Annotated in this window: 22 protein-coding genes; 12 read left to right on the top strand and 10 right to left on the bottom strand. The window is 63.2% G+C overall.

Features of this window, described 5'->3' with window-relative positions; all coding sequences use genetic code 11:
* Positions 1-189 precede the first annotated feature (189 nt).
* The 4 genes from ABY454_RS01365 to ABY454_RS01350 all read left to right on the top strand — a co-directional run bounded on the left by ABY454_RS01365 (position 190) and on the right by ABY454_RS01350 (position 3,841).
* On the top strand, positions 190-1,248 hold the full coding sequence (locus ABY454_RS01365) for a TauD/TfdA family dioxygenase (protein WP_372928375.1): 1,059 nt from the start codon (positions 190-192) through the stop codon (positions 1,246-1,248).
* A 36-nt stretch (positions 1,249-1,284) separates the two neighbouring features.
* Positions 1,285-1,554: a fatty acid desaturase gene (locus tag ABY454_RS01360; protein ID WP_372928374.1), complete on the top strand. Its 270-nt coding sequence runs from the start codon at positions 1,285-1,287 to the stop codon at positions 1,552-1,554.
* Between the two features lie 125 nt (positions 1,555-1,679).
* Entirely contained in the window at positions 1,680-3,338 is a 1,659-nt protein-coding gene (locus ABY454_RS01355) for a tryptophan halogenase family protein (protein ID WP_372928373.1), read from the top strand.
* A gap of 80 nt (positions 3,339-3,418) precedes the next feature.
* Complete coding sequence (locus ABY454_RS01350) at positions 3,419-3,841, top strand: cyclic nucleotide-binding/CBS domain-containing protein (protein WP_372928372.1); 423 nt, start codon at positions 3,419-3,421, stop codon at positions 3,839-3,841.
* 22 nt (positions 3,842-3,863) lie between these two features.
* On the opposite strand, the gene ABY454_RS01345 is transcribed toward ABY454_RS01350, so the two are convergent.
* The 3 genes from ABY454_RS01345 to ABY454_RS01335 form a co-directional block, all read right to left on the bottom strand.
* On the bottom strand, positions 3,864-4,979 hold the full coding sequence (locus ABY454_RS01345; RefSeq protein ID WP_372928371.1) for a DUF937 domain-containing protein: 1,116 nt from the start codon (positions 4,977-4,979) through the stop codon (positions 3,864-3,866).
* Between the two features lie 116 nt (positions 4,980-5,095).
* Entirely contained in the window at positions 5,096-5,578 is a 483-nt protein-coding gene (locus tag ABY454_RS01340; RefSeq protein ID WP_372928370.1) for a DM13 domain-containing protein, read from the bottom strand.
* A gap of 75 nt (positions 5,579-5,653) precedes the next feature.
* Positions 5,654-5,920, bottom strand: a complete 267-nt coding sequence (locus ABY454_RS01335) for an usg protein (RefSeq protein ID WP_372928369.1) — start codon at positions 5,918-5,920, stop codon at positions 5,654-5,656.
* A 243-nt stretch (positions 5,921-6,163) separates the two neighbouring features.
* On the opposite strand from ABY454_RS01335, the gene groES reads away from it, so the two are divergent.
* Both groES and groL read left to right on the top strand, forming a co-directional pair.
* Positions 6,164-6,478 (top strand): co-chaperone GroES, encoded by a 315-nt coding sequence (gene groES / locus ABY454_RS01330; RefSeq protein ID WP_372928368.1) that lies wholly within the window; start codon positions 6,164-6,166, stop codon positions 6,476-6,478.
* A gap of 80 nt (positions 6,479-6,558) precedes the next feature.
* Complete coding sequence (gene groL / locus ABY454_RS01325; RefSeq protein ID WP_372928367.1) at positions 6,559-8,208, top strand: chaperonin GroEL; 1,650 nt, start codon at positions 6,559-6,561, stop codon at positions 8,206-8,208.
* Between the two features lie 161 nt (positions 8,209-8,369).
* Here groL and ABY454_RS01320 read toward each other — a convergent pair whose 3' ends face one another.
* From ABY454_RS01320 to ABY454_RS01310, 3 genes are all read right to left on the bottom strand, one after another.
* Positions 8,370-9,641: a CCA tRNA nucleotidyltransferase gene (locus ABY454_RS01320; protein WP_372928366.1), complete on the bottom strand. Its 1,272-nt coding sequence runs from the start codon at positions 9,639-9,641 to the stop codon at positions 8,370-8,372.
* A 14-nt stretch (positions 9,642-9,655) separates the two neighbouring features.
* Complete coding sequence (locus ABY454_RS01315; protein ID WP_372928365.1) at positions 9,656-9,916, bottom strand: DUF6111 family protein; 261 nt, start codon at positions 9,914-9,916, stop codon at positions 9,656-9,658.
* 72 nt (positions 9,917-9,988) lie between these two features.
* The gene (locus ABY454_RS01310; RefSeq protein ID WP_372928364.1) at positions 9,989-10,465 is read right to left on the bottom strand and encodes a DUF1285 domain-containing protein; all 477 of its coding nucleotides are present in this window, start codon (positions 10,463-10,465) and stop codon (positions 9,989-9,991) included.
* A 223-nt stretch (positions 10,466-10,688) separates the two neighbouring features.
* Here ABY454_RS01310 and ABY454_RS01305 point away from each other — a divergent pair, with 223 nt between their 5' ends.
* The 4 genes from ABY454_RS01305 to ABY454_RS01290 are packed head-to-tail and all read left to right on the top strand — an operon-like array spanning position 10,689 to position 17,588.
* Positions 10,689-11,684, top strand: coding sequence for an AAA family ATPase (locus ABY454_RS01305; RefSeq protein WP_372928363.1), 996 nt, complete (start codon positions 10,689-10,691; stop codon positions 11,682-11,684).
* 7 nt (positions 11,685-11,691) lie between these two features.
* Entirely contained in the window at positions 11,692-12,639 is a 948-nt protein-coding gene (locus tag ABY454_RS01300; protein ID WP_372928362.1) for a DUF58 domain-containing protein, read from the top strand.
* Entirely contained in the window at positions 12,636-15,488 is a 2,853-nt protein-coding gene (locus tag ABY454_RS01295; protein ID WP_372928361.1) for a DUF4159 domain-containing protein, read from the top strand. The genes ABY454_RS01300 and ABY454_RS01295 overlap by 4 nt, the downstream gene beginning before the upstream one ends.
* A 3-nt stretch (positions 15,489-15,491) precedes the next feature.
* Positions 15,492-17,588: a hypothetical protein gene (locus ABY454_RS01290; RefSeq protein ID WP_372928360.1), complete on the top strand. Its 2,097-nt coding sequence runs from the start codon at positions 15,492-15,494 to the stop codon at positions 17,586-17,588.
* Here ABY454_RS01290 and ABY454_RS01285 read toward each other — a convergent pair whose 3' ends face one another.
* Entirely contained in the window at positions 17,589-18,092 is a 504-nt protein-coding gene (locus ABY454_RS01285; RefSeq protein WP_372928359.1) for a GNAT family N-acetyltransferase, read from the bottom strand.
* Positions 18,093-18,455: 363 nt separating this feature from the next.
* On the opposite strand from ABY454_RS01285, the gene wrbA reads away from it, so the two are divergent.
* Positions 18,456-19,076, top strand: a complete 621-nt coding sequence (wrbA, locus tag ABY454_RS01280; protein WP_372928358.1) for an NAD(P)H:quinone oxidoreductase — start codon at positions 18,456-18,458, stop codon at positions 19,074-19,076.
* Here wrbA and ABY454_RS01275 read toward each other — a convergent pair.
* Positions 19,073-19,564, bottom strand: a complete 492-nt coding sequence (locus ABY454_RS01275; RefSeq protein WP_372928357.1) for an NUDIX domain-containing protein — start codon at positions 19,562-19,564, stop codon at positions 19,073-19,075. The two genes, wrbA and ABY454_RS01275, sit on opposite strands and share 4 nt — an antisense overlap.
* Positions 19,565-19,685: 121 nt before the next feature.
* On the opposite strand from ABY454_RS01275, the gene ABY454_RS01270 reads away from it, so the two are divergent.
* Positions 19,686-20,597: a metallophosphoesterase gene (locus ABY454_RS01270; protein ID WP_372928356.1), complete on the top strand. Its 912-nt coding sequence runs from the start codon at positions 19,686-19,688 to the stop codon at positions 20,595-20,597.
* Here the strand turns inward: ABY454_RS01270 and ABY454_RS01265 are convergent.
* Together ABY454_RS01265 and ABY454_RS01260 are read right to left on the bottom strand one after the other, a co-directional pair.
* Positions 20,584-21,147, bottom strand: coding sequence for a hypothetical protein (locus ABY454_RS01265; protein ID WP_372928355.1), 564 nt, complete (start codon positions 21,145-21,147; stop codon positions 20,584-20,586). The two genes, ABY454_RS01270 and ABY454_RS01265, sit on opposite strands and share 14 nt — an antisense overlap.
* A 228-nt stretch (positions 21,148-21,375) precedes the next feature.
* The gene (locus tag ABY454_RS01260; RefSeq protein ID WP_372928354.1) at positions 21,376-22,716 is read right to left on the bottom strand and encodes a hypothetical protein; all 1,341 of its coding nucleotides are present in this window, start codon (positions 22,714-22,716) and stop codon (positions 21,376-21,378) included.
* Positions 22,717-22,724: the final 8 nt, after the last annotated feature.

Below are 22,724 nucleotides of genomic sequence, written 5' to 3'. Positions count from 1 at the left end.
CGCGGCTGACCGTCGTGCTCGGAAAAAAGGTGTCGCCGAAATCGAGCACTGACGCAAGTTGCATGATCTCGAACCAGACATAACCCTAGCCGGATTTCCCCAGGGAGAGACGAGTCGCCGCATGGCCGAATCAACCGTTCGTGCGCCCCTCACCTGGACACGGCCATCCATTTTGTCTACCGAATAAGAATGGTTACTTGGCGAAATCTCGGCCCCTCAGAATTGACCCGCCCAACCAAATGCGTAGGTCTCCCGCGCGTCGTGGAATCAGACGGGCCGCACTCTCTGGCGGATCTCCGCGCCTTTGTGACCGCCGAACGCGCAACACTTCGAGATGAAATGTCGAAGCGCGGCGGCTTTCTCCTGCGCGGGTTTGAGGTGAATGACCCGGCCGACTTTGCGGACGTCCTTGGGGCACTCGGCTATCAACCCGAGGCGGAAAATCCGTTCGACACCAGCCCCCGAAGTAAGGTGGCCGAAAGCGTATACACCTCAACCGACACCCCCGACGCCTACCCAATCCTCGCCCACAACGAGAACAGCTTCTTAAACGAACGACCCCTTATGATTTCATTCTTCTGCTTCGTCGAACCCATACGCTATGGCGAAACGCCGCTTTTCGACTCACGCGCGGCGGCCAGAACCCTCGACCCCAACGTTCGGGCCAAGCTGAAAGAAAAGAAGGTCTGTTACCGGCGACGGTTTCCCAAAAAACGCCCGGGCTGGGCGCCGATCATCAACCGGGACTGGGACGAGGCTTTCGGAACCTCCGACCGCGATGAGATTGAGGCTAAGGTGAGCGCGCAGGGCATGGTCTGCAAGTGGCATCCGGACGGACGCATCCTACACACCGAAAACGTGGTCGATCCGCTGCCCCTCCATCCTGAGACCAATGAACAGTGCCTCAACCTTCAGGCCTTTCACCAAACGAGTATCCTTCAGGATCTCGACGAAGTCAGACCACGCCAGAACAGGCTGCATAACGCCTTTCTAAAAATGGGCCTTAGGTTGCTTTACGCCCTCGACGTTATGCCGGTCCAAATTCTTTACGGCGACGGAACGCCCATTCCCCCAGATGAGATGTCCGAAATCCGCCGTGCCACATGGGAGCACTCAGTTCTGTTCCGATGGAAAAAGGGCGATGTTCTCGTGCTGGACAACATCCTGACGGGGCATGGCCGCATGAACGTCGACGGTCCGCGCAAGATTCTTGCATCCTTTGCCGATCCGGTTACGTTTCCCGTGTAGAACCGAGAAGACGAGCCTCCCTGGCGATCATTGTTGTTGAGCCTACCAAAACCGCATGAGGTGCATGAGCGCTATCGCGACACCAACGTGTTCTGGGTGCGCGGCAAGATCATCGAGCCGGTCGTCAACTGGCTCTACATGTTCCAGAACTTCCACCTGGTCCACCACCTGTTCCCGCGCATCCCGTTATACAAATACGGCAACGCTTTTCGGGACCTGAAGCCGGTGCTGGATAAGGAGCACGCACATATTTACGAGTATGACTTTGGGCAGCATCGCGAAGCACAGACCCAGTCGTCCTCGTAAAGCGATCCCTCTTTCGGCAAAGCTATCTTGGCCGGGCACATCCCGGCTCAGCCTTTGATTGCGGCATCCTCTAATCTCGCGGATAATCGTCCGACGGGTTTTATTGCGCTCATCTGCGAGGGGACATGGGCGAGCCATTACGCAGCATTACGATTGTTGGCGGCGGCACCGCGGGCTGGCTTGCGGCGACCTTTCTCAATCGCTTTTGCTCACCGAAGGGCGCTAAGCACAAACTCAAGATCACGCTGATTGAATCGCCGACGATTCCGATCGTTGGCGTCGGCGAAGCCAGCCTGCCTGGCATGGTCGTGTTGCTGAACCAGCTCGGCATTTCCGAATCCGAATTTTTCGAGAAGACGGATGCGACCTTCAAGGTCGCGGCGCATTTCATAAACTGGAACCACGACGACAACGGCAAGCCGGTCGACTTTCTGAATGTCCTCAATGCCCCCAGCGCCATCGATGGCCGCGCGCTCGCCGACTATTTCATTACCTTCGATCCGGCACGCAATGCGCCCGACGCAGGCCTTGCTTATGTGCGCAACTTTTCGTCCGTCGCGGAGATCGTACGTGACAATCTCGCGCCGCGTCGTCCCGGCGAACCCGACTTCAGCGGCGAAGTTGGATACACGTATCATTTCGACGCCACGAAGCTTGCCAGCTTTCTGAACGACGTCGCGACGGACCGCGGCGTGAACCACATCCTCGACGATGTGGACGAGGTCAATCTCGACGAGCGCGGCTTCGTCAAATCGCTGAGTTTGCGCCGCCAGGGTGAGCATGAAGTCGATCTCGTTGTGGACTGCACCGGCTTTCGCGGCGCGATCCTTCAAAAGACCTTGGGTGAGCCCTTCGAGCCTTACGGCGACTACCTGCTGAACGACCGCGCCGCCGTGGTGCAGATTCCGCACAAGGATCCGAACGTGATCGCCCCGACGACACGCGCGACGGGTTTCTCGTCCGGTTGGACGTTCAACATCCCCCTGACGACGCGCGTCGGCACCGGGTACATCTTCTCCAGCAAGTTCATCTCCGACGACCAAGCCATCGACGAGCTTCTCGCCTTCTATGGCGATCAGGCCAAAGGTCACGAGCCGCGCATCATTCCCATTCGGACGGGCCGCGTTCGCAATGCCTGGGTCAAGAACTGTGTGGCCTTAGGACTCTCCGGCGGGTTCATCGAGCCCTTGGAAGCAACCGCCATTTTCATGACGGATCTCGGCGTGCGTTGGCTCCAGCATTACCTGCCAAGTCAAGACTTCGAGCCCGAACTCGCCGCCGCGTATAATCGCCAAGTCAAACGCGTGTTTGAAGAGGTGCGTGATTTCATTCAGGCGCACTATCACCTGAACAACCGCAACGACACCGACTATTGGAAGACGGCGCGCGAAGAGATGATCCTCTCGGACCGCCTCCAAGAAAATCTCAAAGTCTGGCGGCACACGACACCTGAGGTCATCGACCTGGACAGCGCGTATCTCTTCTCTAGCCCGGTCTACACGCTGCTGCTGATTGCCAAGGGCTTCTACAAGGACGCATCGCTGGCACGCGCCTCGACCTTGAGCCGTACCGCCTACGATCGATATCGCACCGCCGAGCGAAAGGCGCGTCCCGGACAGGTCGCAGGGCTCATAAGCCACGCGGAGTTTCTGAAAACCGGAGGCAAGCCGCCGGCCGGCATGTTTACCGGCCCGCACTCGGCGGAGATGGCGGCCTTCGCCCCCACCACGAAGATCAAGCTCCCAGCTCAGCCGGCGCGCCCGCGCATGTCGCGCAAGCGCTGACCAGCGTTCACTTGTCGCAAATCAAGGCGGCGCGCTCCAAAAGTGCTAACATTTCAAGGTCGTGGAGATTGGAGGACACTATGACGAATAGACAGCTCGCCGAAATTCTGGAGGATCAGACGCTGCTGGCGCTCGGTGAGCATGCGCCTGTCCAAGAAGCCTGCCGGTGCATGTGGGAGTATCGCAAGGGCTCCGTCCTCGTGATTGATCAAGATGGCCAGCTTATTGGCATCTTTACCGGCCGCGACGCCGTGCGCATACTCGCCGAAGGCCGAAGCGCCGACGCGACGCCACTCGCTCAAGCCATGACGCGAAACCCGGTCACGGTGGCGCCCACGGCCAGAGCCATCGACGCCCTCCGCGAGATGAGCGACCGTGGCATTCGCCATCTCCCCGTCGTGGAGAACGAGAGAATCCTTGGGGTCGTATCGCGTGGCGACTTCAAAGGCATAGAAATTGATCGTCTGGACGAAGACGATCATCTGACGGAATGCCTCCGCTGACCGTCAACGCAGCCTCGCACTACTAACGCCGAGGAGCGCCGCCCCCAAAGCGCTCGAAGATCTCCAGAAGGCTTGCGACTTCGGCTTGCTCGACGTCACGGCCGGGCTCGAGGCTGTCGCCAAAAACCGCCGCGCCGGCACCGTTCGTCAGCGCCGCGGGCTTCGCCGAACCTTGACCCAACGCACGGCCGAGAGCCTCGCGCAGGATCTTCCCAAGAATATCGCCGCCCGGCGACTGAGTTTGGCCTTGACCACCTTGGCCACCTTGACCGGGCGCACTAGCGCCTCCCGGAATGTCGACCTCATAGGGACCGATGACCACGGGCTTCAAACGGCCATCGCGCACGGCCTGCTCCAGGTCGCGCAAGATCTGGCTGAGCAAATCGCCTCCAGGACCTGCGGGTCCCGCTGGTCCTGCCTGACCGCCGCCCGTATCGACAGGGCTTGGCGGTGGCGTCGGCACAGGAAATGTTGGCGTGGGCGCTTTGCTTTCCGGCTGCGGCGGAAGTCCCGCCTTCCGGCGTTGCGCGTCAATGATGTCTCCCATGGGAGGAACAGGGCTCGAACCCGGTCCAGTGTAGTCCGCCGATGCCGGCCCCGAGCCGCCCTGTTGGAATATCTGCCGCAGGATGTCGAACAGCACACCACCGCCGCCCTGGGGCGCAGGTGCTTGAGGAGCCTGAGGCGCTTGCGGCGCTTGTTGAGGGGAGGCCTGACCCGACCCGCTTCGCATCAAGCCGGAGAGGAGAATGCCGGCGAGCGCGGAAAGCAGCTTCTCCAAAATGCCCGAGGCGATCCCAGACGCTTGCTGGGCCCGGTCCGCGATCGCACGCGGGGCCTCGGGCGACCCGAACATGTTCGCAACAGCAACTTCGCCTGCCAACTGGCCTTCACGCGAGAAAGGGGCATCCGGATCGTCGAACATTTCGTAGAGGCCCGGCTGCCGTCCCATCAGGCTCAACAGCTCGCCCAGGCCTTCGGGCGTATCGGTGGACCGTTTCAGGCCGAGGGAAATTGCGGGTAGGAGCGAGGCGACCGCCGCTTGGGTTTGCTCCTGGTTTAGTGAGTACTCACGGCCAATCCGGCGCATCGCTTCGCCGTTCTGCGCCTGTGCGAGGATATCGTATAACGTTGCCATTCCCTTTGACCTCCCTTTACGACCGCTCGGACCGAAGTCGGCAAAACGCTTTACACGAAAGTTGTGTTCATTGCAGCTCTAGATTGAGCGGTTCGCAGCGCACGCCGAATTGCCGGCTACTCGAAGGTGAGATCGGCAGGCGAGATCAGAACGCCGAATTGCTGGCACCAGATCACCACGCTCGGGAAGTTCTTGAGATCGACGCCTGCAGGGATCGCATAGTTCTGGCTGCCCTTGAACGCGCGCAAGCGCCCAAGATCCACGAACATCGTGTTCTTCACTTCGCTCGAGTCGCGGATCTCCGCCTTTGGCACCAGATAGACATGGAAGTCAGGCCCCGGGCCCACCTCGAAGTCCTCGCCGAGGAACACGGTGCGCGGGAATACGCTCACCGCGCCTTTGCCGTAATGGACGGGATCGTTCGGATTGGCGTGGATGAAGGTGCCCTTGGCTACCTGAGCGCCGGTCTCCTCGCGGCTTAGGCTTTCCTGTGCCTCAGGCGGCGGGAACATATACGGGAAGGCAAAAATGCCGAGCGCAAAGCCCACGATCGCGCCGATCAGAGCGCCAGACAGAAACCCTTTCACAAATCGCCACATGGCTTGCGCCTCCCGAACCCTAAAGAAGGCTAGGAGCTTGCCATGGCGACGCGATGAAGGCGAGTGCGCCTGAACTCAGTGGATCTGAAGCTCGCCGTCCAAGAAACTGAACTCGGCCGGCGATACGAGCGCCCGGTGCGCCACCCGCACCCGATAGAGCGGCCCCTCCAGATTGGCGTCCCAAAAGCCCAAGAAGTCCTTCAGCTTGGGAAAGCGCGGCGCCAGATCGTAGTCCTGCCAAACATAGCTCTGCAGCAGCTCCCGATGGTCGGGAAGCCGGTACAAGATCTCGGCGGTGGTCAGCGAATACCCAGCGATCTGGCGCACGAATGCCTGGTCCATCGGTCCCCCGTCCCCTCTTGACCCACCTGTTTTGGCTTTATTGATGCTAGGACCGGGGCGGCCTTGCGTCCAGGGTATTTTCCAAGCGATATCAGCATCTTGGCAGCACAGTGCGCCGAGTGCTGATTTTCTGGCACTCTCCCCTTGAAAGTGCCAAGGCCTGAATTTACATACTAGCTGAGCGCGCGCCTGTTCCGGGTCTTGCGCTCATTTCATGACAACCTGCTTGGAGGAGTTCGCAACATGAAGTTTCGTCCATTGCATGATCGCGTCGTGGTGCGTCGGTTCGATGAGGACGAACGGACCCGTGGCGGCATCATCATCCCCGAGACCGCGAAGGAGAAACCGCAGCAGGGCGAAGTCGTCGCTGCCGGTCCCGGCGCGACCGATGAGAAGGGGCAGGTTCAGCCTCTGGATGTGAAGCCAGGCGATCGCGTGCTGTTCGGCAAGTGGTCCGGTACCGAAGTTACGATCGACGGCGAGGAGCTGCTCATCATGAAGGAGAGCGACATTCTCGGCGTGTTGGAACAAGCAGCCGCCAAAAAGAAGGCTGCGTAACCCACGAACATTTTTCCGCCACGCGCGCGCGCTGCCGCCAATCCGGGGCCGCGACGCGAGCCGATGAGGAGTAGAACGTAATGGCTGCAAAAGATGTGAAGTTTTCCCAAGATGCCCGTGAGCAGATGCTCAAAGGCGTCGATGTCCTGGCCAACGCGGTCAAGGTCACGCTCGGCCCCAAAGGCCGCAATGTCGTCCTCGAGAAAGCCTTCGGCGCGCCGCGCATTACTAAAGACGGTGTGACGGTCGCCAAGGACATCGAGCTTGAGGACAAGTTCGAGAACATGGGCGCACAAATGCTGCGCGAGGTTGCCTCCAAAACCGCCGACGAGGCGGGCGACGGCACCACCACCGCCACCGTGCTGGCACAGGCCATCGTCAAGGAAGGCGCCAAGTCCGTTGCCGCTGGCTCTAACCCGATGGACCTGAAGCGCGGCGTCGATCTCGCGGTCACCGCGGTGATTGAAGCCCTTGAGGACAAGTCCAAGAAAGTTACGTCCAACGAAGAGATCGCGCAGGTCGGCACCATCTCCTCCAATGGCGATGAGGAGATCGGACGCTTCATTTCCGACGCGATGCAGAAGGTCGGCAATGACGGCGTCATCACCGTCGAGGAAGCAAAGAGCCTTCAGACCGAACTCGAAGTGGTCGAAGGCATGCAGTTCGACCGCGGCTACATCTCGCCTTACTTCATTACCGACGCCGACAAGATGCGCGTCGAGCTCGAGAACCCCTACATTCTCATCAACGAGGCGAAACTCTCCAACCTCCAGTCCATGCTGCCGCTGCTCGAGGCGGTGGTGCAGTCGGGCCGTCCGCTCCTAATCATCGCCGAGGACGTGGAAGGCGAAGCGCTGGCCACGCTCGTGGTCAACAAGTTGCGCGGCGGCTTGAAGGTCGCGGCCGTCAAGGCCCCGGGCTTCGGCGATCGCCGCAAGGCCATGCTCCAGGACATCGCCGTCCTGACCGGCGGCCAGGTCATCTCCGAGGATCTCGGCATCAAGCTGGACAACGTCACCCTCGACATGCTCGGCAGCGCCAAGAAGATCGTCATCACCAAAGATGACACCACGATCGTCGACGGCGCCGGCAAAAAGAAAGACATCGAGGCGCGCGTGGCGCAGATCCGCGCGCAAATCGAAGAGACCACCTCCGACTACGACCGCGAGAAACTACAAGAACGGCTGGCGAAGCTCGCCGGCGGCGTTGCCGTGATCAAGGTCGGTGGTGCCACCGAGATCGAGGTGAAGGAGAAGAAGGATCGCGTCGACGATGCGTTGAACGCGACCCGCGCGGCGGTCGAGGAAGGCATCGTGCCCGGCGGCGGCGTAGCGCTGTTGCGCGCGATCGAAGTGCTCGATGGCGTCAAGGGCGCCAATGACGACCAGAAGGTCGGCGTCAACATCGTGCGCCGCGCGCTCCAGGCACCTTTGCGTCAGATCGCGGAGAACGCGGGCGAAGACGGCGCCGTGGTCGTGGGCAAGATCCTTGACAAGGATCAGTACAGTTACGGCTACAACGCCACGACAGGCCAGTACGGCAACCTCGTGAAAGAGGGCGTGATCGACCCCACCAAGGTCGTGCGCACCGCGCTTCAGGATGCGGCGTCCGTCGCAGGTCTCCTCATCACCACCGAGGCCATGGTCGCCGAGCTGCCGAAGAAGGGTGGTGCGGCCGCGCCCGCTATGCCTAGCGGTGACATGGGCGGTATGGGCGGTATGGGCTTTTAGTCTTGCCGCGTTCAGTTGCGTAAGCGTCTGTAAGCGTAGGTTGCGTCGCGTAAGTTGCGTCCCTGCGTAAAAGTACCCCCAGAGTATTGAGCCGCGCCTTCGGGCGCGGCTCTTTTGTTATGTGCGCACCAACGCGGCGATGAGGCGATCGAGCGGTTGAATTAGGACGCGCTCGCCTTTGCCATATGCGCCTTCGCCCGTTCGAGAAGCTTCTCGCGGGTCTCGGCAAAGCCGCCGTCGATCCAAGCTTGTTCGACCGCGCGCAAGAGCGCACCGATCTCCGGTCCCTTGAGGTTGCCGAGCGCGGTGACGTCCGGCCCGCGCAAAGGAAAGACCGGCGCCTCCCACCGCGCCGGCAAGGTCAATGCTTCGCGCCAATCTGAATCGTCAGGCGCCGCATCGCTGCCGGCCCAAGCAAGCAAAACCTGCAAGGCAAATCGGTCGGGCCCGAGCCGGTAGAGCAGCCGCTTGGCGGTATCTTCGTCCGGCAGCTCACCATCGAGCCCGTCGTCGGCGCCGAGCGCCAGCACGGCCTGCTCCGCATTGGATAGTTTAAAGCGCGCGGCGAGCCGTGGCGCATCTTCGCGCACGAACACCGAAAGCGCGGCAAGTCTAAGCGCTGGATCGGGCGCGCGCGACAAACCCTCTTCAATCGCGATCAACCGCGATAGACGGTCAAGCCGCGGCGCTGCGCTCAAGACCCCGCTCAACAGGCCATAATCGAACAAGGCCTTTACCGCAGCAAAAGCCCGAGGCGCGATCAGAATACGCCGCAACTCGCCCGCCACGCGCTCTGCGGACAGCTTGGCAAGTCCAGCATGCTGGCGCACGCACGCGGCAAGTCCAGCCGGGTCAAGCCCATCCTTGCCGTAATAGGCATTGAAGCGGAAGTAGCGCAGGATTCGTAAGTAGTCTTCTTTGATGCGTTCGTCCGCCTCGCCAATGAAACGCACGCGCCCCGTAATCAAATCGTCATAGCCGCCAAGCGGATCGTAGAGCGTTCCGTCGGCATCGGCATAGAGCGCGTTCAGCGTGAAGTCGCGCCGCTGCGCATCTTCGGTCCAGTCCTCCGTGAAGGCGATCGTGGCATGGCGGCCAAAAGTTTCCACGTCGCGCCGCAGCGTCGTGACCTCGAAGGACTCGCCGTCCACCACAACCGTCACCGTGCCATGCGCGATCCCGGTGGGCACAGCTTTGAGACCGGCCTTGCGCGCCATCGTCATGACCGTTTTCGGCAGCGCCGTGGTGGCGAGGTCGACTTCCGAGACGTCACGCCCCAAGAGTGTGTTGCGCACCGCGCCGCCCACCGCGCGCGTTTCGATACCGTCGCCCGTGAGCGCCGCGAACACGCAACGCGTCTCCGGCCGCTGGAGCCATGCAGCATCCTTCAGCGAAGGCGGCGCCACGGCGCGGGAAGAAGAGGGCTCGGCCATGAAGCCTCTAAAGGTCAGTCGACACTGCCGGGCCTGATCACGCCATCTTCGAGGACCGGCGGGTGATAGGTGCCCTCACGGTCGCCGCCGGAGAACTGCACCAGCACCAACATCGCGACGAGCAGCAACCCGACGGCCGCCGCGAACAGCCACAGGAGCGGTGCGCCCTGCCACACGGCCGACGGCGGCGCGCCTTTGACCCAGATCACGTAGACCGCGTAGAGCAGGAAGGGCACTGCAAAAATCAGAAGTTCGATGAGGGCGATGCGCAACATCGGCTGGATGGTCTCCTGGCGTTTCGATTGTCGGGAACCTTAGCTTTGCACGCCGCGCAATGCGAGTGGGCTTCAGTCCCCGTCCATAGGGAAGGCAAAGAAGGCACCGCCGCTCCACACGCCCGTGCCCTGCTCCGTCTCCACCGCGAGCTCCGTGAGCTCATAGTAGACGGGACGCGCCAGCTGCGCCCGCAAACCCTCCCGCACCACGACATAGGGCGCATGGCCGCCGCCGGGCTCGGGCCGAAAGCCGATTTCGTGCCCCGGCCCCGCGGTCGCCTCGTCGTCCACATTGGTCCGGAAGGAGAGACGCTGGCTGGGCCCCTCTCCCGCGGCCGTCATCTCAACCGCAATAAAGGGCTCGCCCTCGACCGCGATGGGCACCTTCTCCACGGGCGTCACGAGATAGAAGCCATCCTCTTCGCAGCGCAACACGGAGGCGAATAACTTGACCAGCGGCTTCCGGCCGATGGGGCTCCCCTGGTAATACCAAGTCCCGTCGCGGGCTATTCTCAGGCCGATATCCCCGCAAATATTAAGGTTTGGCAATAATGGCTTGCGTGGTTTGCCGCCGTCTTGGGCAGATGTTACGAGTCTTTCTCTTTCAACTTGGTCGGGCATCACCATATTCGCCTGTAGGCCATCGTCTTTCTCTTCCGAAGCGCCGCTGCAGCAAACGGTATTGTGACCCAATTACCGATCAAAGTGTTCCGCTTTTCCAGGCCTTTGGCCCTATATTTTCCCATCATCAGGATCGAGCGAAACTGGAGCCATGACGACACTTGAATCCGATACACAACTGGTCGACCGCCTGGACGAAATTGGCGCGAAGATTCAGGACGTAAGGGAGACGACCGGGACGGTCATCTTCGGTCAGGAGCGCGTCATCGACCTCGCTCTGATCACGCTGCTGTCGGGCGGTCACGCCCTGCTGATCGGCGTGCCGGGCGTCGCCAAGACGAGCCTCGTGGAAACGCTGGGGGCCGTGCTCGGCCTCGACAACAAGCGCATTCAGTTCACGCCGGACCTTATGCCGTCCGATATCATCGGCTCCGAGGTGCTGGAGGAAGAGGCCGGCGGCCGACGCAGCTTCCGCTTCGTCAAGGGGCCCATCTTCACCCAGCTCTTGATGGCCGACGAGATCAACCGCGCCAGCCCCAAGACCCAGTCGGCCCTGCTTCAAGCCATGCAGGAGAACCATGTCACCACGGCGGGCGTCCGCCACGACGTGCCGCGGCCTTTCCATGTGCTCGCCACCCAGAACCCGCTGGAGCAGGAAGGCACCTATCCCCTGCCCGAGGCGCAGCTCGACCGCTTCTTGCTGCAAATCGACATGTCCTATCCGGATGCAGACGCCGAGCGGCGCATGTTGTTCGCCACCACTGGCGTCGAGGAGCGCGAGTTGAAGACGATCCTCTCCGCCGATGAGCTGATGCTGGCTCAACGGCTCGTGCGCCAGCTGCCCGTCGGCGATCAGGTGGTGGACGCGATCTTGCAGCTCGTCCGCTCCGCCCGTCCCGGCACCGGGGTCGACGATACGATGGACGAGATGATTGCCTGGGGTCCCGGGCCGCGCGCCAGCCAAGCGCTGATGCTGGCCGTTCGCGCCAAAGCGATGATGGAGGGCCGGCTTGCGCCGTCCGTCGATGACGTCGTTGATTTGGCCGAGCCTGTCTTGAAACACCGTATGGCGCTCACCTTCGCCGCGCGCGCCGAAGGCGTCGATATGAGCGACATGATGACAAGGCTCATTGAGCCGCTGAGGTAGCCAACCCTTGGCAAACGCGAAAGCGACATCACTTCAGCCGTTTCTGGCGGAGGAAGCCGAGGCCCATGGGTTGGCGGCGCGCATGCCTGCGCTTCTCATCGAGGCGCAACGCGTCGCGCACACAGTGACGCACGGCACCCACGGTCGACGGCGTCCGGGCCCCGGCGAAACGTTTTGGCAGTTCCGTCACTTCGACACGAATGACTCGGTCGCGGGCATCGATTGGCGGCGGTCAGCGAGCTCCGACCATCTGTTCGTACGCGAGCGGGAATGGGAAGCGGCGCACACGGTCTGGCTTTGGACCGACCTGTCGCCCTCCATGCGGTTTCAGTCGTCCTTGTCGAACACGTCCAAGGAAAGCCGCGCCGTCGTGCTTACACTTGCGCTCACCGAGCTTCTGTCGCGCGCCGGCGAGCGCGTGGGACTGTTCGGCGGCCGGCCCTTCGCAGGCCGCAACACAAGCCGGAAGGTCGCCGAAGTTCTGTTGAACGAAACGGCGGAAGGAAGCCTCCCGCCCGATGCCCGGCTCAGCCGCTTTTCCGAATGCCTCCTGTTCTCCGACTTCCTTGAGCCGGTGGACGAGACGGTGGCCAAGCTTCAAGCAATCGCCAGCCTGGGCGTGCGAGGGCATCTCGTTCAGATTCTCGATCCGGCCGAGGAGACACTGCCTTACGCTGGCCGCACCGAGTTCGCCGCGAGCGAAGGCGGTGACCGGCTGATCGCCGGACGCGCGGAGAATTTGCGCGACAGCTACCTCAAACGGATGAAACGCCACCGCATCGATCTTCAAGAAGCGGCGCGCCGCCTCGGCTGGTCATTCGTCGTGCATCACACAGACCGGCCGCCGGAAGAGGTCGTACTCGCCGTCCATAACCATCTTGCAGGGCTCGACCGCGACTACCGCTTTCGCGCGGCTGGCGGCAAGACGGGACACACTGAGGCGGGCGCCGCATGATGACGCTGGGATCCATAGGCTTCCTTCAGCCTTGGCTGCTGGTGGCGCTCGCGGCACTGCCCGCCATTTGGTGGCTGCTGCGCTTCACGCCGCCCAGTCCGAAGGTCGTGGTGTTTCCCCCCACGCGCCTCTTGAAGGACTTGAAGCCAACCGAGGAGACGCCGGCCCGCAGCCCCTGGTGGCTGACCCTGCTGCGCATGCTGCTCGCCGCACTTCTGATCCTCGCGCTGGCGCGGCCCGTGCTCAATCCCGACCGCGAAACCTTCGCCGGCGAAGGCCCGCTGCTTCTCGTGGTGGACAATGGCTGGGCGTCCGCCGCCCATTGGGGCGGACGCCGCGAGGCGATAGCTGCCGCCATCGATCGTGCCGGCCGCGACGGACGCATGGTCATCCTAGCGCCGACGGCCACGGCACAGCCGCTCGGCGAACCGCTCCCGGCCGATGAGTTGCGCGAGCGTATTGCTGGGCTGATCCCCGAGCCATACGCGCCCGACCGCATGGGCCTTGCCGAAATATTGGAGAAGGATATTAAACCTGCGAGCGGCTACAGCGTCCTCTGGCTCTCCGACGGACTCGATTACGGCAAGAGCGAAGACTTTGCAGGCCGCTTGGCCAAGCTTGCCGGCGACGGCGGCAGCCTCTCGGTGCTCAAGCCGGATGGCAGCGAAACGCCGCTCGCGGTCGGCCGTGCCTCCGGTGAAGGCGGCGTGCTGGCCGGGCGTGTGCTGAGCGGTGCCGACGGCCCGCGCACCGGCACGGTGAGCGCGCTTACCGGACGTGACGAGCCCCTCGGTGAGGCACCTTTCAAGATCAAAGAGGGCGAGCGCGAAGCCCAGGCGGAATTCGAGCTGCCGCTGGAAATCCGCAACCAAGTCGCGCGCATTCAGATCAAAGGCGAGCGCTCCGCTGGTGCGGTCCACTTGCTTGACGCCCGCTCGCAATGGCATCGCGTCGGCATTGTTTCCGGCGAATCCCGCGAGGAGGCGCAGCCGCTCCTGTCGCCGCTCTATTATGTCGAGCGCGCGCTTTCGCCCTACGCCGACGTTGTCCGCCCGAATGAGACGAACGTGGCGACCGCCGTGCACGATCTCATCGACAAGCAGCGGGTCTCCACCATTGTTCTGGCCGATATCGGCAAGCTCGTCGCCGGCACCCAAGAAGAACTCGAAGCTTGGCTCAAGGACGGCGGCGTCCTGATCCGGTTCGCAGGGCCTAGGCTCGAACAGGGTGGCGACGAACTCCTGCCCGTGGCGCTGCGCCGCGGCGGCCGGTCATTGGGCGGCTCGCTCTCCTGGAGCACGCCGCAACCGCTCGCGCCGTTCGAGGACAAGAGTCCGTTCAAGGGTCTCGAGATTGCCGACGACGTGCGCGTCAACCGCCAAGTGCTCGCCGACCCGACCGTCGCCATGGACGCCGAAGTGTGGGCCGCGCTCGCCGACGGCACACCTTTGGTGACGGCGGCCAAGCGCGATGAGGGCTGGATCGTTCTGTTCCATGTGACCGCCAATTCCGATTGGTCCAACCTGCCGCTCTCAGGCCTCTTCGTGGAGATGCTCCGCCGCGCCGTCGCGCTTGGTCCAAGTCAGGTGGGTGCGGCGACAGGCGACGAAGCCGCATCCGTCGAGGCAGGCACGCCCACGCCGGCCGCGACCACCGCGTTCGCGCCCATCCAAACCCTGGACGGCTTCGGTCAACTGGTCCCGCCGCCTTTGCGCGCGGCGCCCATCTCGCCGGACGCCTTCGACAAGACCACACCAAGCGCTGAGCACCCGCCCGGATATTACGGCCCGTCAAGCGCCGCCCATGCGCTGAACGTCGTGAATGCCAAGACCGCGCTGACACCCCTGACGAGTGTGGAAGGCGCAAGTACCGTGAGCGGCTACACCCTGAAGAAGCCCTTCGCACTTGAACCTTGGCTCTATATCGCCGCGCTTGCGCTGTTCGCCATTGACATTCTCGCCGTCCTTGCTCTGAGCACGGGCTTCAAGTTCCGTCGCCGTGGCGCCGTCGCAGCCGCTATTATCCTCGCATTCGCGCTCGTACCGCTTGCGTTCACCGCACCGAGCTTTGCTGCCGAAATCAAAAGTGCGGAGTCGACGGGCAACGCGGACGACGACTTCGCCCTGAGAGCCTCCCTCAAAACGCGTCTCGCCTACGTGATGACGGGCGACGCCGACATCGACCGCACCAGCCAAGAGGGCCTTGGGGGTTTGAGCAAGGTGCTTCAGGCCCGCACCGCGCTTGAACCTGGCGCTCCGATGGGTGTCGACATCGACAAGGACGAACTCTCTTTCTTCCCGGTGCTGTATTGGCCCGTGCGCGAAGACGCCGAGCCGATGTCGGATAAGACCCTGGCAAAGATCGACGCCTACATGAAACAGGGCGGCATGATCATCTTCGACACGCGCGACCAAGAGCGGGTGTCCTATGGCGGCGTGCAGGGCAAGGCGCTCAACCGGCTCATCGGCCAGCTCGACATTCCGCCGCTGGAGCCCGTGCCGGAGAACCACGTTCTCACCAAGTCGTTCTATCTGATGCATAGCTTCCCCGGCCGCTGGGACGGCGGCTCGCTTTGGGTCGAGGCCGCGCCGGCCGGCGAGGCTGAGCGCAGTGAACGCTCCCGCCGTACCGATGGCGTCAGCTCACTCGTCATCACATCGAACGACCTCGCGTCCGCTTGGGCACTCGACGAAGCGAACCGGCCAATGTTCCCGGTCGTACCCGGCGGCGAAGTGCAGCGGGAGATGGCGTTCCGTGCCGGCGTGAACCTCGTGATGTACGCGCTCACGGGCAACTACAAAGCCGATCAGGTGCATGTCCCTGCCCTACTCGAGCGCTTGGGGCAGTAAGCCATGAGCTGGTCGATCGAGTTCATCCCCTTCGTACCCTGGCCGGTCCTGTGGGTCATCGCCGCGATTGGCGCAGGTCTACTTGCGCTGCTGTTTTGGCGCGCGCGCCGCGGGGCCATCTTGCGTCTCTTGGCGTTTGCGCTGCTGATGCTGGCCCTCGCCAATCCGCATCTCAAGCAGGAAGACCGCGAAGCGCTCAACGACATCGTCACCGTCGTCGTCGACGATAGTCAAAGCCAAGCTATTGCGGGCCGCACCGTGCGCACCGAGGAGGTGCGCGAGGCGCTGGAGGAACGGCTGAAAGAGATTCCCGATCTCGACGTGCGCTTTGTCCGGTCCAACTCGGTTTCCGCCGACAATGAGCGTGACGGCACATTGCTGTTCACGGATTTGGGTCAGGCGCTGGCCGACGTGCCGCCGGATCGCTTGGCGGGTGTCGTCATGATCACTGACGGCGAAGTGCATGACGTCCCGGGCTCTGCGTCCGCGCTCGGTTTCGATGCGCCCGTCCATACGCTGCTCACGGGCAAGCAGGGCGAGTTCGACCGGCGGCTCGAGATATTGACTGCGCCGCGCTTCGGCATTGTCGGCAGTGTCCAGCCGATTGAGGTCAAGGTCAGCGAGACAAAACCCGGCGAGACGAATATCGTCACGCTCACCGTCACCCATCAGGGGCGACCCCCGTCCAAGGAGGTCGTCCGCATCGGCGATACGGTCGAGATCCCCGTCGAGATCGACCATGCCGGTCCCAACATCGTGGAGATCGAGACCGAGAGCGCGCCCGGCGAGCTCACCACTATCAACAACCGCGCCGTGCTCACGGTGGAAGGCGTGCGCGAGAACCTGCGCGTGCTGCTGGTTTCCGGCGAACCGCACGCGGGCGAGCGCACTTGGCGCAACATGTTGAAGTCGGACGCTTCCGTCGACCTCGTGCACTTTACGATCTTGCGTCCGCCCGAGAAGCAGGACGGCACGCCGATCAATCAGCTGTCGCTGATCGCTTTCCCCACACGCGAGCTGTTCCAGGAGAAGCTCGATCAGTTCGACCTGATCATCTTCGACCGCTACCAGCGCCGCGGCGTGCTGCCGCTGCTCTATCTCGAAAACGTCTCGCGTTACGTGGAACGCGGCGGCGCCGTGCTGGTCTCCGCCGGCGACGACTATGCCTCCGCTCTCAGCCTTTACCGCACGCCGCTCGGTCAGATCCTGCCCGCGGTTCCGTCGGGACGCGTCCTGGACGAACCCTATAAGCCGGCGCTGACCGATCTTGGCGGCAAGCATCCCGTGACCAGCGAACTGCCGGGTGCGCGTGGCGGCGGCCCGAACGCCGACGAGCCGACCTGGGGCCGTTGGTTCCGAGTGGTCGATACCAGCCCGCGAGAAGCCGAGGTCCTCATGAAAGGCGCCGGCGACCGGCCGCTGCTGGTCATCGGCGAGCGCGGCAAAGGACGCGTGGCACTGCTCCTGTCCGATCACACCTGGCTGTGGGCGCGCGGCTATGACGGCGGCGGCCCGTATTCGCATCTGCTGCGGCGGCTGGCGCACTGGCTGATGAAGGAGCCGGAGCTTGAGGAGGAGACCCTCAAAGCCACCAGCAAGGGGCAAACGCTCATCATCGAGCGCCGCTCCATCGAAGACGAGATCGACCCCGTCACCATCACCACGCCGTCGGGCAAGCAAGAAGCCGTCACCCTCGACAAGGGCGAGCGCGGCATCTGGCGCAAGACGATGACGGTCGACGAGCAAGGCGTCTATCGCGTGGCCTCAGGCGAGCTCGCCAGCATCGCCACCGTGGGCAACGCCAACACCCGCGAGCTTTCCGCCGTGACGGCCACCGACGCGCCGCTCTCCCCCATTTTGGAGGAAACCGGGGGCGGTGCCTTCTGGCTTGGCCGCAAAGACGGCGAGGCCTCCAGCCTGCCGCGGCTCGCCATGGTCCGCAGCGGCCACGTGATGCACGGCACCGATTGGCTCGGCCTGCACAAACGCGACGCCTATCACGTGAAGGGCGTACGGCTCTTCCCGCTATTCACCGGCTTCCTCGCGCTCGCGTTGCTCTTAGGTCTCCTGGCGGCCACCTGGTACCGCGAAGGCCATTAGCTAGTGGTCCGCTTGCGCCTTGACCTGTCCGGCGGCGGCGTCCAGAGCGCCGGGCACGAGCTCGGCGGCCAACAGGCGCGCAGGATCGACGGGACCGGGAAGCGCAATCTTTCCACGCACGACCGGCACGAAGCCGAAGCGCTCGTAATAGGGCATGTCGCCGACGAGCAGCACCAGGCCGAAGCCTTGATCCTTGGCGCGAGCGAGGCCCTCACCGACCAGCGCCTTGCCGTAACCGCTGCCCTTGACGTCGGGATCGACCACCAGCGGCCCGAGCAGCAACCCGCCTTCAGAATCCCCGATTGTGATTGCGGTGAAATGGATGCCGCCCACGAGGCGCCCGTCCAGCCAGCCCGCGAGGCTCAGCGCGGACACAGGCGGCACGCCTTCGCGCACCCGATACGCCGTCCGCGTGAAGCGCCCAGGCCCGAAAGCCACGGCAGAGAGCGTTGACATGGCCGCTTCGTCGGCGGCGGTCTGAGAGAGAATTTCAAAAGTTGTCATGGCGTTTGCACCAAATCATCGAGGGGAAAATCCCTCGCCGGCCAGGCACCAAACGCAAGTTTCCAGAGAAAGGACGAGGTGACGGCGACGAGGCTCAAGCGGTCCGCTGAAAGCGGGCGCACCCTCGTCGTCGGGGAAATGCCGAAATTTCGATCCTCGTACACATGACGGGCGGTGCCATATCACGGACGGGGCCTTGACGTAAAGCGGTCTAGCGGGCGAAGGCCCAGCAAAGTTTACGAACCCGTCCAAGTTCACTATGTGTTATCGCCTCTCGTCACATTGTTGAATCTGCTAGGCTAAAGACTGACGAGACGGGGGCGTGGAGCCACACCCCTGGAGATCAATCGGGGACTTTGTTTTATGACGGACACAGCGCAACTTCTCGTTCTTTATCACTCATCCTATGGGCACACCGAGACACTGGCCTATGCGATGGCGCATGGCGTCCGCGCGGTCGAGGACATTCAGGTGACGGTCAAGCGGGTGCCGGAGCTGATGCCCGAGGATGTCATGCGCGGCGCCGGCATGAAGGTCGAGCAGCCTGCCGAGATCGCCGACCCGCAAGAGCTCGCCAACTATGACGGCATCATCGTGGGCACGCCGACCCGCTTCGGCAATATGTCCTCACAGTTGCGCTACTTCTTCGATCAGACCGGGCCGCTCTGGGTTGCCGGCGCGCTGATCGGCAAGGTCGGCAGTGTCTTCACCTCGACCTCGACCGGCGGCGGCAACGAGACCACCATCGTCTCCGTCCATTCCACCATGCTGCACCATGGCATGGTCGTGGTCGGCCTGCCCTATTCGGCGCCCGACCTCCCGGACATCAGCGAAGTGAAGGGCGGCTCGCCCTATGGCGCGGGCACCATCGCCGCGCCGGACGGCTCACGCGTGCCGTCGCAAAAGGAGCTCAACCTCGCGAGCTTCCAGGGCCACCACGTGGCCAAAATCACCAAGAGGCTGGCGGGCGGCCTCGACGACTAGGCGGACCATTTCGGACTGACCGAAGCGCCTCCGAAAATCTCGGCGAGGCGCTGACGCGTACCCGCATCGGTTTGCGCCGGCACATCGTCGGCCGCGAACATCTCCGCCTCGGCGATCTCGCCCAATTGCACATGGCGGCCGCGCCGCGTCCACGCGCGGATCAGATAGACCGCGATGTGGTCCCCCGGAAAATTCGCGTTGTTGGAGAAGATCCCATGCAGAAGCGGCGGACCGGTAAGCGTCACGCCAACCTCCTCACCCAGCTCCCGGGCCAGCCCCTCTTCAAGCGTCTCGCCCCACTCCACGCCGCCGCCCGGAAAAAACCAGCCAGGCCGGTAGCTGTGCCGCACGAGCAGCAAGCGGTCCGCCTCGTCGATCACCACGCCTTGCGCGCCAAGCGTCATGCCGCGCCGCAAACGCCAGAAGGGGCGAAGCGTTGCCGTGACGAGGCGCGAAAGCGCCGGACCAGTTGGGCGTTGGGAACTCATGCCTTGAGCCTGTAACAGCAGAGCACCGAACACAATGCCTCCTGGGCACGCCGCCAAATTTGGCGATCGGCAAGGAGGCCATTAGGGTGCGGCTCGGTCAAGCCCGCGAAAGCCGCCGCCTGTGTTCACCCTCGCCCACCTGTCCGACGTTCACTTGAGCCCGCTGCCACGGGTTAAGCGCACGGACCTCCTGTCGAAGCGACTGCTGGGCTATGTGAACTGGCACCGCGGGCGGAAGTTTGTTCACCGGCGCGAATATCTCAATCTCCTGACCCGCGATCTGGCGGAGCGCGACCCGGACCACATTGCCGTGACCGGCGATCTCATCAATCTCGGCCTCCCGAAAGAGTATCTGCGCGCGGCAGACTGGCTGCATCACTTAGGCAACCCGAACGACGTCACCGCCATCCCCGGCAACCATGACGCCTATGTGCGCATGCATCCCGATACCAGCACGCGCCATTGGCAGCCCTACATGACATCCAACGAAGCGGGCGAAGCTCTGTTCACGACACCAACGGGCGGGTTTCCTTTCGTGCGCTGCTTCGGCGACATCGGCATCGTCGCGCTGTCTTCGGCGATCCCGACCATGCCGTTCATCGCCGCGGGACGCCTCGGCAAAGCGCAACTCGCAGATCTCGCAAACGCGTTGGACGCGATGGGCCGCGAGGGCCTCTTTCGCACGGTGCTGATCCATCACCCGCCGCTTCCGGGCCAAGCCGGTTGGCGGCGCGGCTTGCGCGATGCCGATGCCTTGCGTGACGTGCTTGAGGCGCATGGCGCCGATCTTGTCCTCCATGGCCACAACCACGCGCAGACCGTGCACGAGCTGCAAGCGGCGAGCGGCCCTACGATCGTCGTTGGCGTGCCATCCGCCTCGGACGCCGTCGACGGGCGCACACCGGCGGCGCGCTACAACGAGTACAACATCGAACGCGCCGGCAATGGCTGGCGCGTAGAGATGATCGGCCGCGCGGCCGCAGATCTAGATCAGGTTTGGGAATGCGAGCGGCGCGTTCTTAGGGAACGCTGAGCCACACTGAGGCGAACAGGCCGGCAGCACCGGTGATCACGCCGATGATGAACGCCGACAGCACGATGCCCATGCCGGGGCCCGAACTCTCAGGCTCGATCACAGTCTTCTGACGCGGCGGCGCCTCCACAAGTGCTGCTTCCATCCGCTCCCGCCGCACGATCTCCTGCGCCATGTATTTGGTGATGCGGTCCGCCATCTCGGCAACCGTGTTCGCACTGAACAACGTACGCCGCCCATTCTCGCTGTTGCGAATGAACAGATAGGCGCCCGAGCCGTCGTCGACGGCGACATAGGTAAACAGGTCGATCCACAGTCGCGCAGGCCGGCTCGGCGCCAGCACCAGGCTGAAGCGATCGTCGCTTTTCGGAATTTCAGCGAACACGGTCTCGAGCTCGGCCTTGAGCAACTCCAGCCGCGCGATCTCGCCGTCACGGGTGTCGGCCGTCGCGTCGAGGCGCTCCGCCTCCTCCAGGCGCGCCTTCCCGATCGCCTCGCGCAAGGACCGGCTTGCCGCCGGACGTGCGATCATCTTGACGTTGTCGTCCATACCAGAGACGTCCCTACGGTTTTCTTCCTCGGATTGAGGATAGCCCGCCAAGCGGCGGAAATGCGACTGAAATTCTGGGCCGGATTCCGGGGCAAGACGCCTTGTTTGCGGCGCCTCGCCACGGGCTTTGTTCCGACCCCCGGCCATGGCGCATGGCCCGGCTTGGCAGCGTGGCGCGTCTTGGCGCCCTCGCCCCAGGGGCGGGGCGGCGCCGGCTCGTTCAGAAAATTATTTGGCAGCAAGTACAACGGAGGCCCTCGCGTCGTCGAACCACTTATCGATTGCGGTGTCGACGCTGGCCTCAAGCCCCGACCTCCACGCCACTATAGTAGCGTCGAGAGCCTCTTCATTGGCAGCAACAAAGCTATCGCGGTTAACGGCTTCGCTTGCCTCATTGGCGAGATAGTCCACGGCAATGCCGATCGCCACGCCGATTGCGGCGCCGATCACCTGCCCGCCCACGGGCTGAACCGCCGTGCCGACCGCCGCGCCTTGAAGTGCGGGCGCCGCACGCGTCGCCAGCGACGTCGCGACCCGAGCCGACATCTGACCGAAGCTGCGGCTGACAATGGCGTTAATGGCACGCCCAAGTGTAAGCGCGCCCACCGTGCCGCCGGCCGCGGCCGCACCCACGCCCACGACACCATCGAAGGCGCGGTCTTCCATGAGATAGTGCGGCGCTTTCCACTTCTGGGCATCCCAATCGAGCTTGACGTTGGTCATGGAACTCGAAGCCGGGATGTCCTCCATATGGCTCGTGTGCTGAGCGAGGAAGAGCTGCAGCCGCATGTCGCCATTGGCGATCACCCGCCGATAGCTGTCATGGGCATGGCGCACTGCCTGCTCGACGCCCTTCGTGATGGTCTGGTCGCGGATCTCCGGCTTCAACACCTGCTCGGTGTAACTCTCCAGGAAGTACTCTTTGACGTCGGCCTCGATGGCTTCGCCCAACGACTCGTACTTGCCTGTCTCAAGGACGCGGGAAATCGCCGAGGAGATGGTCTCCTTCAGCACGATATAGGACCGCTTCCATTCGAAGAACCAATCGGCATACGCCTCGATCGTCTCGTCGCGGTCTTGGAATGCCAACGCGAACGTACGATCGATGTCGTTGCGCGCTGCTTCCTTGATGCGCGCCCGCTCGTCGTCGAGCATCAGGATGGTGTCGTTGACGAACTCGTCCGTCTCCGACTTGCTAACCAGAACACGGTGCAGCTTGCCGTCAACATCCTTGACAACGAGATCGACCGCGTCGGGCGGGAGCGTCCGGCTCGGCATGAAGATGTCGAAGATGCTGGCGTCGGGGTGCACGGGCGCCGTGTGATCGGCGTGCCGCGTGTAGCTTCGATAGAAGGTGGTGCCCAGTGACAGAATTGCATAGGCGATCAGAACGAACCCGATCGCCATGCCGATGGGTTTCAGAAACATGCCAAAGGCGCTGGGCTTGACGACCTTTTGCTTAACCGCGCGCGACCGCCGCGTCGCCTTTACCGGCGTCTCTTCGGCGCCGTGATGTTCGGTCACCTCCGAACCTGAGGTCGTGGTCAGAGCCGTACCCTGTCGTGGCATATCATCCA

It is taken from the genome of Methyloceanibacter sp. (assembly GCF_041573655.1).
In the GTDB taxonomy this organism is placed as follows: domain Bacteria; phylum Pseudomonadota; class Alphaproteobacteria; order Rhizobiales; family Methyloligellaceae; genus Methyloceanibacter.
This window is presented reverse-complemented; position numbering and strand designations above follow the sequence as displayed.